The sequence below is a fragment of the Commensalibacter sp. M0268 genome (assembly GCF_016101925.1).
GTDB lineage: Bacteria > Pseudomonadota > Alphaproteobacteria > Acetobacterales > Acetobacteraceae > Commensalibacter > Commensalibacter melissae.
Map to the genome: position 1 here is coordinate 58339 of NZ_JACFPQ010000003.1, position 12822 is coordinate 71160.

The 12822-nt window shown below is 38.4% G+C and carries 11 protein-coding genes; 3 read left to right on the forward strand and 8 right to left on the reverse strand.

Annotated features, from left to right (window positions below; all coding sequences use genetic code 11):
• Window positions 1-31 precede the first annotated feature (31 nt).
• From H3R28_RS05775 to H3R28_RS05800, 6 genes are all read right to left on the reverse strand, one after another.
• Window positions 32-1873 carry an alpha-2-macroglobulin gene (locus H3R28_RS05775; protein ID WP_198210108.1) on the reverse strand — a complete coding sequence of 614 codons (1842 nt, stop codon included), beginning with the start codon at window positions 1871-1873 and terminating at the stop codon, window positions 32-34.
• Window positions 1773-2153 carry an alpha-2-macroglobulin family protein gene (locus tag H3R28_RS05780; protein WP_198210110.1) on the reverse strand — a complete coding sequence of 127 codons (381 nt, stop codon included), beginning with the start codon at window positions 2151-2153 and terminating at the stop codon, window positions 1773-1775. Before H3R28_RS05780 ends, H3R28_RS05775 begins: the two co-directional genes overlap by 101 nt.
• Entirely contained in the window at window positions 2071-4920 is a 2850-nt protein-coding gene (locus H3R28_RS05785) for an MG2 domain-containing protein (protein ID WP_198210112.1), read from the reverse strand. The genes H3R28_RS05780 and H3R28_RS05785 overlap by 83 nt, the downstream gene beginning before the upstream one ends.
• 92 nt (window positions 4921-5012) lie before the next feature.
• Window positions 5013-5675 (reverse strand): DUF421 domain-containing protein, encoded by a 663-nt coding sequence (locus tag H3R28_RS05790; RefSeq protein WP_155567522.1) that lies wholly within the window; start codon window positions 5673-5675, stop codon window positions 5013-5015.
• Between the two features lie 151 nt (window positions 5676-5826).
• Complete coding sequence (locus tag H3R28_RS05795; protein ID WP_155564794.1) at window positions 5827-6804, reverse strand: COG2958 family protein; 978 nt, start codon at window positions 6802-6804, stop codon at window positions 5827-5829.
• A gap of 159 nt (window positions 6805-6963) precedes the next feature.
• A complete protein-coding gene (locus H3R28_RS05800; protein ID WP_198210114.1) occupies window positions 6964-7710 on the reverse strand; it encodes an SDR family NAD(P)-dependent oxidoreductase in 747 nt (248 codons plus the stop codon).
• A 131-nt stretch (window positions 7711-7841) separates the two neighbouring features.
• Here H3R28_RS05800 and thiM point away from each other — a divergent pair, with 131 nt between their 5' ends.
• Window positions 7842-8663, forward strand: coding sequence for a hydroxyethylthiazole kinase (thiM, locus tag H3R28_RS05805; RefSeq protein WP_198210116.1), 822 nt, complete (start codon window positions 7842-7844; stop codon window positions 8661-8663).
• 65 nt (window positions 8664-8728) lie between these two features.
• Here the strand turns inward: thiM and H3R28_RS05810 are convergent, their stop codons facing one another.
• On the reverse strand, window positions 8729-9352 hold the full coding sequence (locus tag H3R28_RS05810) for a glutathione S-transferase family protein (protein ID WP_155566185.1): 624 nt from the start codon (window positions 9350-9352) through the stop codon (window positions 8729-8731).
• A 47-nt stretch (window positions 9353-9399) separates the two neighbouring features.
• Window positions 9400-10029, reverse strand: coding sequence for a TVP38/TMEM64 family protein (locus H3R28_RS05815; RefSeq protein WP_196424189.1), 630 nt, complete (start codon window positions 10027-10029; stop codon window positions 9400-9402).
• Between the two features lie 197 nt (window positions 10030-10226).
• Between H3R28_RS05815 and H3R28_RS05820 the strand changes: the two genes are divergently transcribed.
• Both H3R28_RS05820 and tldD read left to right on the forward strand, forming a co-directional pair.
• The gene (locus H3R28_RS05820) at window positions 10227-11267 is read left to right on the forward strand and encodes a COX15/CtaA family protein (RefSeq protein ID WP_155566184.1); all 1041 of its coding nucleotides are present in this window, start codon (window positions 10227-10229) and stop codon (window positions 11265-11267) included.
• A 40-nt stretch (window positions 11268-11307) separates the two neighbouring features.
• Window positions 11308-12759: a metalloprotease TldD gene (gene tldD / locus H3R28_RS05825; RefSeq protein WP_198210118.1), complete on the forward strand. Its 1452-nt coding sequence runs from the start codon at window positions 11308-11310 to the stop codon at window positions 12757-12759.
• The last annotated feature ends 63 nt before the right edge of the window (window positions 12760-12822 follow it).

Sequence of the window (12822 nt, forward strand, 5' to 3'; positions counted from 1 at the left end):
ACACCTGATTATGACCTTTTTATTAATTTTTTTAACGTGCTTTAACTATTAATGTCATATTGCCACTGGTCCTTGCAAACCGGCCTGGCTGATACATCGACTGTAATGTTGCCGATGGTATGTGATACCTTCCAGGTGTCACCGCACGGGCCAAATAAACCAGTTCAGTTTTATTTGTAAGATCCAATTGGGCTACATAACGGTCATCACGATATTCTTGATGTTGAATGGATGCTTCCTGCATTTTTTCAAGAGATTTTTTAATTACCTCCCCTGCATTTTCCAAATTGACAGAAGCATTTGAAAGATCTTGATTTTCCAGCTCAAATCCAGCGGGCAGGAAATCAACCACCAAAGCGTCGTGCATTCTTGAAAACGAAAATATCTTAATTCTAACCAATATAAGATCACCCGTTTTGACATTTTTCAAATCCACTGGATTACCGTAAATATCAAGAAATTCTCTTTCTATGTTCAGTTCCTTTTTCTGAACCTGTACAGGAGCCCGTAACGGATAACCGGATAAACCGAGATTTGGATATAGATCAACATCTCCCGTTTTGCTGGCAAGGCGAAGCGTATTGATCTGTCTCATTTCCTGATCATTGAATTGCAAAAAAGATTTTTGGTTTGTCAGGTTATAATGATTCCCTGCCACGTCGACCTCAACCTTCCAGTTTTTAGCGGATTTTGAAACATAGCGATATCCTGCCAGAAAAATTGCATTCTTTTCCTGTGTAGACAAATATATTTTATCTTCAATTTGATGACTTAAAGCAAACAGCCTTTGTATAACAACGTCATCACTGACCAAATGATTATCCTGTAAAAGTGCAAGAATTAACGCATTATCACGAATATCACTTCCATAATCTCCTATCCACCAATCATGAACACGTTGCCCATAATGTAAACCTTCATTTAAGGTCTGTGCAGAACGTCCCTCATCTCCCATTAGCTTTAATGCTGCTGACAACTGAATTAAAGAAAGTCCTGATGGTGCCTGTTTACGATGATTGTAAAGATTTCTTAATGCGGCTAAAGGTACCTGTTTTGTTCGTGCCAATACATATCCAGCATAGGCTTGAACCGTAAAACGCGATTCATTAAAGTCACGACTGTAATAAGGATCAATCTCATTGCCGTTTTGAACATATATTAACAAACGTTTTAAGGCATTTTGCAAGGCATCTTCAGGAATCATATAACCCCGGTCCCGTGCCTGAATAAGAAAATCCGTGATATAAACGGTTAACCAATATTCTTCTGGGCTGTCACTGCTCCATAACCCAAATCCCCCATTTGAACGCTGCATCGTTAGTATATGGAAAATCGCTGCATTAATCGCATCATGACGCTGTTGATCGGTTAGCTTGTTTTTAATATTAAGCTGTTTTAAGATATCCTTATTTACATAGAGGAAAGGATAAATTCCACTTGTTGTTTGTTCGGCACATTCATAGGGATAAGTTTGTAAATCCTCAATCTGTCTGGATAAATTCAAGGGTGGATAAGGACTTATGTTCAGTCTCCCCTCACGACCTGAAATCCCGATATTATGCAAGACCGATGATGGTATCTGCCAACTTTTTTTATTTAGTTTAGTCTGTTCTATTATAAATTGAGCAGCATAAGGCGGGCGTGTTCCAATTGACCATGAACGGCTCAATACTTGCTTTTTGCCGTTGGAGACAATTCCTGAAACATCAACCCTGATTTTTCCTTCTCCTGATCCTGTTTTTGCCTGGACAGGAATTTTTAGTGTTTTCCGTTCATTTGGTGCCAATATAACAGCTTGATCCCCAGAATGCGTTGCAAAAATAAATCCTTCTGTCTTGAAACGCACAGATAATTCCTGTGACTGTCTGGTCATGTGTAAGATCAAGTGCCAGAACCGTTTCATCACCCCCTGCCAGGAAACGTGGTGTGGACATTTCGGCAACAATAGGTGCGGCAACTGTTATTTTATTTTCTGCCATACCAAATTGACCAGCTGTCCAAACTTGCCCCATAATTCTTAATTCGCCGTTAAAATCTGGAACAGTAATTGAAATCTCGGCTTCACCCTGATCATTCACATGAATAGGCTTGGGTTGTAACGTAACAATCTTGATCTTGGTATCGGGCAGTTTCCCCCCCCTTAGCGATTGCATCCCCACCAAAAGCCAAACTTGCCAAAGGGTTTTGACCTGCCTCGATTAACTTGCCATAAACATCTAACTGATCAACATTATAAGCTTTGCGATCAAAGAAAGCCCTGAAAGGATCTGGAGTTTTGTAATCCGTAATATTTAAGACACCTGTATCCACGGCGGATAATAAAACCTCGGCATCCTTTACAGGTTTCCCATATGCATCCGTAACTTTGACCTTAACTTTCTGATCCGTTAAAGGCTCGATTTTTGAATTCATTTTCATTTGAAGTTTTAACTTACGATCCTGCCGATCAAGAGGTAAGTGTAATATTCCCACAGATCGTTTTGGAGTGGCACCAACCTTACGGTCACCGGGTCGGATAATCAAAGTTGTAATATATACATCATGACGTAACCATTTTGAATTAATGGGAAGGGTAAAACTTGAACCTTTGGCAGAAGCCTGAATAGATTGCCGCCATAATAGCTGACCTGATGATTCTACCGCCAAATAACCCTTGCCATCAGAAGGAAGGGTCAAAGTGATTCGGGCAATATCGCCAGCTTTGTAAGCCGTTTTATCCAGCATGACCTTAACCTGATCGGGACGCAAATTCTCTTCTGAACCCGCTTCTTCAACTGCCCCCGTTTCAAAAGAATAACTGGATGTCAAACCGGTATCTGGATTGAACACTTCCAATCGATAGGATCCCCAATCTTTGGAAGGAAATGTCAGCATCGCTGTTTTGTTTTGGCCTATGTTTAAAAGCTGTTCATCCTCTATAACATCTTTCTTATTAAAATGGCTGTCCCACCCTGTATCATCAGAATACGTCCAATAATAATCATGACGTTCATGAATAAATCTTGCTTTTAAATTTTTTGCAGGTAATTTATGCCCTTCGAAATCAGCCATGACAACCTCAAATCGAATTGGCTTGTCATGCGAGGTAACCGAATCAAAAAGGGGCCGGATACCAACCAATTGCTTGGCTGGCCATACAAATTGCGTCAAATGTCTCACCACTGGACGTCCTCCGGTTTCAAACAGGCTGGCCTCAATAATCAATTGAACAGGTGATCTGATCCCTTGCCATTGATTGGCCATTTTAATTTGGCCATAACCTAGCTGATCCAGATGAATCTCGTCAAAATCCATCCGTTTATCAAGATTTTTTTCTTGACTATCACCAAATTCAAATCCCTTTAATTGAGGAACCGCTTTTCTCAATGAGTGCATGGTAATTGAACCTGATAAAAGATTATGACTGGCCGGTGCCCCATACAGATACCAGCCATTCGCCTTGACATGCAAATCTTGCCGAGAGGTCAGAGGCACATTATTTTTCGAATTTTCCAGATTTTCCGATTGTAAAGTAAGACCCATACGTTCAGGCAAAAAATCCTCAACTGCAAATCGATACTGATTCAATTCTTTCCTCCCCGCTTTCACAACAACAGACCATTTGCCTGTTACAGCATTGGCGGGTAATTTTAACTGATATTGATAAAATCCTGTCTCTGAGGCTTTCCAAACAAAATTTTGAGCCTTTTTTCCCTCTGCATTATAAACAATAGCATTGACTGGAATATTTTGAACAGGTTGCCCATCCGCATCCCTCAATAAAGCGTTCAATATTACGGTTTCTCCCGGACGATACAAATCACGGGGGCCAAAAACAAAAAACTGTAAATCATGCTGGATATCTCCATCAATTTTAAAATCTGATAAATCCAAAGCTGGAGACTTTAATTGGATAAAGGATGTTTGACCATTTTGTGTTGCCAGCAAAATTCTAGCTTTTGACATATTTGTCAAATTTGCATAACCGTCCTTATCTGAAAAAGCTGTCGCAATGATATGCCCTTTTTTATCCAAGGCACTGATATTTACGTTTGGTAAGACATCACCCGTTTCTAGAGACTGTGTAAAAACGCTGATCTGATCATTATCCTGATAACGATGTACGGAAATGCCAATATCAGAAATCGTAAACACTGTAACAGGATAACTGTAATTATACATTCCCGCGGAACGCATAACCGCAAAATAAACACCCTTTTTTTGTAAAGGTTTAATGGAAGAAATCGGCAGTAAAATTTTCTGACGATGATTTTTATCTACATTTAGCTTAAAAGAACCCGTATATATCAGATCCGCCTTATCAACCAAAGCCGAGATCATGTCATTTGACAAGATTGAGGAAGATTCCTTATCTTCAAAAAAATTGACAAGCTGGTCATTTTTTATTCTGAAGAATTCAACATTTGCCTGATTTACATTCAATGTTATAACAGGCAAACCCTCGGCCAATCTAACGGGAAACAAAGAACCCTGACTGGCAAAGCTGATATTTGGACTTAAATCGTTTGTTGTGATTTTGGCCGTATATTCTTTTCTGAGAATTTTTGCGTCTTTACCCTTTAATCCAGCATCAACAGTTAAAACCAGTTTCCGGTTAGACTCAAGATGATTAAAAATAAGTTCCTGATGGTCTTCAGATAAAATCCAGGCGCCATCCACCTTGCCTTTTTTTGCATCAAAAAGATGCAATATCTCTTCAAAGTTCTGGTTTTCATTCAGGGGGGATGAAAAAGTAACCGCAAGACAGTCCCAACCATCCCTGTCTATTTCAGATACGTCAACAACCTTTAAAATTTGTTCATTACCCGAATTCTGAACATTTAAATTTCCATAAACAGTTTTGACAGATAATGAATTTAAAAAAAAACTACATATAAATAAACATATAAAAAAGGCAAAGAACCTTTGTTTTTCAAACATCTAAAAATCCAATAAAATAAAACATTTTTCAAAAATAAACTAAAAAACAAAAACTTAAATATTCAAATTAATTTATATAGCACTATAGATGCTCAATAAAATGGAATAGTTATTCTTTTACCGTCATATAAAGCAAACATGATCTTTTTATCGTAGTATTCGGCTAGATAAACATCCTCCAGTTTCAAGAAATATTTATCAAGTAAATGCTGGACCGTATCTTGACTTATATCCAACAAATGGGATGGACAATCCTTGATCTCGCTATCAAGGATTAAAATGACGGAAGGATCCTTTTCCTCTTTATTTTTAACAGTCAACGATCCATTAGGCTCAATTTGGGCATAATATATTTCCTGCATTGAACCAATGCCTCTGGAATGTAAACTGGACATAATATTGATAATATCAATTTTATTTTTTTTATCCTGGATATTATCCATTAATAAGGAACCGTTTTTAATAAAAACAATCGTGTTACCCAAGGCCAAGGCACGGAAAACATCAAATTTTTTGGCAATATAATTTAGAAAATGCATTAATAGAGTGCCAATTATCAAGACAACAATATAACGAGACAGAGAAATACTATCAGTATAAATAACCCCCCCAATTATTCCACCCAATATAAAATTTCCAATCAGATCAATAGGAGTCATTTGGGAAAGCTGAGTTTTTCCGGACTGATTAAAATAAAAAATTACAACAGCAAAGCCGATAATAAATTTTACAAAAACCAACATATAAAAATTCATGAAAAATCTCTTATATGAATAACACACTGAATAAATTCATTTTTACTCTGTAAATTATAACATATTGGATAATATTTATATATTTATTTAAGAATTATTTTAATTAAATCAGTTTTTTATAGTTAAATTAATATATATTAATAATTTATATTTAATTACTCTCAACTTTTAGTAAATCATTACTCCATCCAGTTTTTTGTAACAAACCGCTTTTATAATAACTTGCAACTTTTTGAATAAACAATCTCATATCCGGATTTTCTTCAACCAACCGGTTTACCGAGCACCAATCCACCTCTGCTCTAAATGCCGCCGGAATCATTATCTGACTATCAATTACATTATCTGTTTTAAGTATAATTAACCCAATACCATGTAAAGCCGACAACATTCTCAGCTCATTCATCGTTCCATCATCTGGAATGCTTGCACTCACAAGATAACCGTAATTTGCCCAACTGGAATTACTAACGGCTTGAAAAAAATATTGACGAACCGTTGAGCGGGAAATCTGTTTTTTTACTTCAAAAGACCATAGATAAGCCATTTTAGCATCCCCTGACTGTACACAAGTTTTAACCAAACTATTCCAGTCTTCAGTCACTGCCTGCAAAGCAACAATATCCGGATGCAACCATTTATTGCCATTTTCCCCTTTACCTTTTTTTGAAAATTTTTCATTGATCCTATCACATTTTAAATTATATTCCGTACCAAGATACTCAATCAATAAAGGATAAAGATCAGCTTCCGTATAATTTATCTTTTTTAATGGCAAATTTAAAATGTCTTTACCTGCATTTTCTTCATCTTTCAGTTTATCTATAAAATTGCTCTTGAGCCTGGAATTACCTTTCCATTCGTAAACTCTTGGTCGAGGTTGGTCCTGAATCAATATTCCTGCATTTGATTGTTTCAACCTTTTAATACGTGAACCAATTTCAGCAACAATTTGAGAAATAAAAGAATTTTCCGAGGTAAAACGCTGCTGGCTATTTAGTCTTTTTTGTTTATAATAATCAGGATAAATTTTAACTAATTGGATTGCAATTTCACGCGCCGTAAATCGTTTATGCGGATTATCTTTTAAAAATAAAACAACTTGCTGAATTAATGTATAATTTTTCATAATATTATAAATTGTTCAGATAAATTCATTATTTCTATCATATGATATTAAAATAATTGGTTAACCTTATTTAAAGAACATAATATATAACCAGTTAAATTACCCGATACCGCCTATTTGATTTTAAAAAGGCTTGGGACAGGCAATTTATCAATAATTTTACACGCGTTTTGTCATGCCACCATCAACAACAAGGTTGCTTCCTGTAATAAAACTTGCCTGTTCACTTGTCAGAAAAACAACTGTTGAGGCCACATCCTCTGGTGTTCCCATACGACCTAACGGGTTATTCTTCAAGGCTGTATTATAAAGTTCAGGCTGCTCCCGTTCAATTTGATCCCATATCCCTCCCTTAAAATAAATTGTTCCTGGAGAAACAAGATTAACCCTTACATTGTGTTCTGCAACTCTTAGTGCAACCGATTTGCCATAATGATTCAAGGCAGCCTTTAAGGCACCATATGGTTCAGCAAATACGTCTATTTCAGAAGCGGAAACACTGGATATGATAACAATTGATCCGTTTTTCTGTTTGGTTAAATAAGGCAATGTCTCGTTAACCAGGGCAACGGTACCTAACAGGTCTGTATCAACCGCCTTTTTCCAGGTTTGCAGATCTCGTCCCGAGGCAAGAGCGCTTACATTCGCCACCACATGATCAAGCCCACCCATCTTTTTGTGACTTTCCTTGATCCATCTTTTAACTTCATCCGCCTTGTTAATATCAACAGTCATGCCCATGGCCCGGTCACCCAATTGCAGAATAGCCTTATCGATACCTTGCTGATTTCTGGCACAAATACTGACAAACGCACCTTCATCAATAAATTTTTGGGCAATCGCCAATCCAATTCCTTTGGAACCGCCACTAATAAGCACTTTTTTATTTTTTAGACCAAGATCCACTTTATTATTCTCTCAAATTTTAAAAGACATTATTATCTCTAGAATACGTAAGGCAGATATCTTTTGCAACGAAATAGTCTATAATCTCCATTCATAAACCATAACCTATAAAACAAAAACTTTGTATTATCATGATCGAACCCAATATCCTAATTTCCACTCTTCATGCCATACGCGCAAAAAATCCACTTATCCTCAATATAACCAATCAGGTTGCAACCCAATTTACCGCAAATATTTTACTTGGGCTTGGCGCATCACCCGCCATGGCCAATGCGGAGGAGGAAGTTGAGGAATTCGTTCAAAAATCCAACGCTCTGGTTATCAATATTGGGACTTTATCAACACCCCAATTACGCTCCATGCAGTTGGCCAGTCGTACCGCATACCAGCAAAACATTCCATGGATACTCGATCCGGTGGGCATCAGTGCCTCTCTTTATCGAGCTAAAACAACGCTCAGTCTTTTACAGAATTTCCCCAATGCCATTCGGGGAAATGCGTCAGAAATTATCAGTCTTTACCATTATCATCAAAATACATCTCCTCGAACACAGGGCCATGGAGTGGATAGTCTTGATTCCTCTCATGATGCACTGGAAGCCGCTAAACAACTGGCCTTATCTTATAAAACCACTGTGTCAATCAGTGGCCAAACAGATTATATCACCAACGGAAAAGAGATTGTCTCCGTAAGAAACAGCCACTCTCTCTTAACCAAAGTAACAGGATCTGGTTGTGCAGCAACCGCCATCACCGCAGCATGCCTGGCTGTTGAAAAAAACACCCTATATGCTTGTTCCGCGGCAATGGCTTTTATTGGCATTGCCGCCGATATCGCTATGCAACATATCAACGCCCCCGGCAGTCTGCAAATCGGATTAATTGACGAGCTTTATCTATTGAACGATGAAAAGATTATAAAATATGCAAAAATTAATCTTGTCAAATAATGGATAAAATAATTTTCCAAAATGATGAAAATGAGATTTCATTTTCATCATCCCTTATTTGGACATCAAACGAAATTCGGAATACCTTCCGCCTTGAAAACAGCAAGAACCCCATCATCTTTTTGCATTTTCATATAAAACTGCAACAGATTCTTATAATTCGAAATATCTATTTTTAGATTTTGAACCCAGGTCAAGGTCATGAATAAATATGGATCTGCCACACTACGGAAACCCGCAATCCATTCCTTTTCCGCCAGTTGTTTATCAACCTGACCGTATAATTTATGAAGTTTTTTACGAGCGGCAGTATCAAGGATTTCAATCACTTTTTGATCGCCGCTGATTTGTTGTCCTCCAAAAATCAAACCGAATACAGGATGAATATCGGAATTTACAAAAGCCAACCAACGCAAAGCCTCTGCCCTTTGTTGCTTACTACCATCTCCGAGCAGCTTCCCTTGTGGAAAAGAATCCGCAATATAATTCATGATGGCGACATTTTCAGTCAGCACAAACCGATCATCAACCAATACGGGCACCTGACCTGATGGATTCAATTTAAGAAATTCATCCTTTTTTAAACCATCATGATCAACAATTTCAAAGTCAAAATCAGCTTTGCACCAATATAGGGCAATATGACATCCTGTTGAGCAAGCACCTGGAATTGTATAAAGCTTTAACATCAATAGTCTCCTTGAAATATCCTGAGAAAATTATAATGCTTTTATAATTATTCAGGCAATAATAAATCATCTTTTTTGTTAAAAGAACGTTTCATTAAAATCAAACCAGCAAGTATTGAAACAGCCAATAAAAGTAAACTTAACGTAATTTGCCCAAAATGGCCAATCCGAATTCCGCCGCCGAGTAAAACAAAAACAACCGTTTGTGGAAAGCTTCCCAGAAAAGTCGCACAGATAAAAGGCATAACGGAAATACCAACTATACCAGCCATGGTATTCAGCAGAACGGAAGAGCCCACAGGCATCAAACGGCAGATAAGAACGGTATGAAAAGGGTTTGTTTGAATAAAATGATGAATTTTTTTTAGTTTTGCATGGGAAAGATATTTTTTCCCCCATTCACGTCCCAGCCACCGGGCCCAGTTATAGGCCAATAACGCTCCTATGACAGTCGCAATCGTGGCGTAAAAAATACCCAACCAAAAACCGTATACCACCCCAGCCGTCAGACAGACAAGCTGTCTTGGAAAACCGACCATGCACATAATGATGGCAATGGATAAGAAAATCAGGGGACCTTTTATCCCGCGCCTTAATAACGTATGATCATTTAAAAACAAATCAAAGCCGTGAAAATAACGAGCAAGTAAAAGAACAATAACAATTCCAAAAACCATACATAATGGTTTTATTACTTGACCAATTAGTGTTTTGTATTGAGTTAAATTTTTATTTCTTTTCATAACACAACTAAATTATTGACCTTATGAAAGGCTTGACTTGCAAAAACCTTCTTATAGGACTAAAAAAAACACAATATCTCACTTTTCTTTAAAACGATACCCTTTATCATTTATTTAGAATTTCTTTACTCATGCAAAACAATAAATCAATTTCAACGTGGCTGTTCCTCATCTGCTTTATGCTTCTTTGCATGATAGCCCTTGGGGGATATACACGACTAACGGGTTCCGGTCTGTCCATCATGGATTGGCGTCCAATCACTGGTATCATTCCCCCTCTAAGCCACGCAGAATGGGTTCGGGAATTCGATCTTTATAAAACCATTCCACAATATCAAATTCTTAACAATGGGTTTGGACTGGATGGATTTAAACAGATTTTCTGGGCTGAATGGAGCCATCGTTTTCTGGGAAGATTAATAGGTCTGGTTCTCATTTTACCCTTAATCTGGTTTATTTATAAAAAAATGATCACAAAACAACTGGCTCTGCGCCTGTTCATTTTTTTTATTCTCGGTGGATTACAGGGCGGTATTGGCTGGTTCATGGTTCATTCTGGATTCAGAGCAAACAGCACCGCGGTTGAACCGGTCCGTCTCGTTTTGCATCTAGCCTGCGCCATTATTCTCTATATCGCTATTTTATGGACAGCCCTTTCATTACGCCACCCTGTTCCCAATCCACTGACCCAAAATCCAGCCATAAAATTTATTAAAACCCTATTGAGAACTGATTTCATTTTATTGCTAGTCACCATTGTTGCCGGTGGTTTTACTGCAGGAACCCATGCGGGTCATTCCTTTAACAGTTTTCCCCTAATGAACGGCCACCTGATTCCTGCTGATTATAACAGACTATCCCCTTTCTGGTTAAACTGGTTTGAAAATATTTCAACCATTCAATTCAATCATAGGCTCCTGGCAACATTTACGGGCATAATGATTCTAATAACCGTTATGACAGGTCTGAAATCCTCATTGGACAAGGCGACCAAGGACAGCTTTATGGCAATGGGATGGGCTGTCCTTATCCAATACGCCCTGGGGGTTACAACATTATTGCTTGTTGTTCCCGTCTGGGCAGGCACCGTTCATCAAGCCTTTGCAATCGTTTTATTGACAACAGTTACGATTGCCCTACATCATATGCGTAAAAATAAATCATTATCATAACTAACATTTTTTATTTTGATCCTCTTGAAAGCTATCATTTATGACTGACCCCATCAATGCCTTGACCCTGACAGATTCTATATTTTTTAATCCACAGAAAACCCAGCTGGATCGGGATAAGACAGAAAAATCCATTCATCAGACCCTTTCTTCCATGGATGATGGAGAACTGTTTCTTGAATATCGTGAAAGTGAAATGATAAGTATTGATGATGGAACCATCCGAACCGCGACAACAGATATCACTTCTGGATTTGGCCTACGATCAGTCTTGGATACTCAAACAGGATTTGCTTTTTCCAATGAATTAAGTGATAAAGCCTTAAAACGTGCCAGTGAAACTGTCAGCCAATTGAAATCAGATCATGAATCTATAATCAGTGATAAACCTGTCCTGACCAATCATCAGCTTTATCACCCTGACAACCCACTTCATCAAGGTAAATTTGCCGATCGGGCTCATTTGCTTCATGAAATTGATGCTTATGCCCGTTCAAAAAGTCCTCATGTCGTTCAGGTAAGCGCATCCCTATCGGCAGAATGGCAGGCCATTCAAATTATCCGGACCAGTCAGTTCCGTGTTGCTGACATCCGTCCCCTGGTTCGACTTAATGTTACCATCATAACAGAAAAAAATGGACGTCGAGAAATAGGTTCCTATGGGTGTGGTGGACGCTATGGTTATGATCATATTACACAGGAAAATATTTGGAAAAATGCTGTTCATGAAGCCTTGCATCAATCCCTAATCAATCAGGAAAGTAAATCTGCACCTGCCGGTGAAATGGATGTCGTTCTCGGGTCTGGATGGCCTGGTATTTTGTTACATGAGGCTATCGGCCACGGATTAGAAGGTGATTTCAATCGCAAGGAAACCTCTGCTTTTGCCGGTTTAATGGGTAAAAGAATTGCAGCTCCAGGGGTTAATGTCGTTGATGACGGCACCCTCTCTGAACGACGGGGAAGTCTTAATATTGATGATGAGGGAACTCCAACTCAACGGACAAACCTGATCGAGGATGGCATTTTGACAGGATTACTTTATGACCGTTTGAACGCCCGTCTGATGAATAAACCATCAACGGGAAATGGACGTAGAGAATCTTTTGCCTGTGCGCCAATTCCTCGTATGACCAATACATTTATGCTGGCTGGAAAAGATACGTTGGACGATATGATTAAAAGCACCAAAAAAGGTCTTTACGCTGTCAATTTTGGCGGTGGTCAGGTTGATATTACCTCTGGTAAATTTGTCTTCTCTACTTCTGAGGCGTATCTGATAGAAAATGGAAAGGTCACCCATCCAGTTAAAGGGGCCACCCTGATTGGAAATGGTCCAGATGCCCTTACCAAAATCACAATGATTGGCAATAAAGTTGAATTAGATAAAGGGGTGGGAACTTGCGGCAAGGCTGGTCAAGGCGTACCGGTTGGAGTTGGACAGCCATCCCTTAAACTTTCCGGCCTGACCGTCGGGGGAACAGATTTCTAATTTTTGTCAATACAAACGTAACTGATCCTTATACCCCAAGGATCAGGAAATCATCTCTCCTCC

Excerpts from the sequence above, each read along its gene's own strand:
- tldD (WP_198210118.1), top strand. The coding sequence starts at position 11,308 with ATGACTGACCCCATCAATGCCTTGACCCTGACAGATTCTATATTTTTT.
- H3R28_RS05780 (WP_198210110.1), bottom strand. The coding sequence starts at position 2,153 with ATGCAATCGCTAAGGGGGGGGAAACTGCCCGATACCAAGATCAAGATT.
- H3R28_RS05810 (WP_155566185.1), bottom strand. The coding sequence starts at position 9,352 with ATGTTAAAGCTTTATACAATTCCAGGTGCTTGCTCAACAGGATGTCAT.
- H3R28_RS05790 (WP_155567522.1), bottom strand. The coding sequence starts at position 5,675 with ATGAATTTTTATATGTTGGTTTTTGTAAAATTTATTATCGGCTTTGCT.
- H3R28_RS05785 (WP_198210112.1), bottom strand. The coding sequence starts at position 4,920 with ATGTTTGAAAAACAAAGGTTCTTTGCCTTTTTTATATGTTTATTTATA.
- H3R28_RS05775 (WP_198210108.1), bottom strand. The coding sequence starts at position 1,873 with ATGACCAGACAGTCACAGGAATTATCTGTGCGTTTCAAGACAGAAGGA.
- H3R28_RS05820 (WP_155566184.1), top strand. The coding sequence starts at position 10,227 with ATGCAAAACAATAAATCAATTTCAACGTGGCTGTTCCTCATCTGCTTT.
- H3R28_RS05795 (WP_155564794.1), bottom strand. The coding sequence starts at position 6,804 with ATGAAAAATTATACATTAATTCAGCAAGTTGTTTTATTTTTAAAAGAT.
- thiM (WP_198210116.1), top strand. The coding sequence starts at position 7,842 with ATGATCGAACCCAATATCCTAATTTCCACTCTTCATGCCATACGCGCA.
- H3R28_RS05815 (WP_196424189.1), bottom strand. The coding sequence starts at position 10,029 with ATGGTTTTTGGAATTGTTATTGTTCTTTTACTTGCTCGTTATTTTCAC.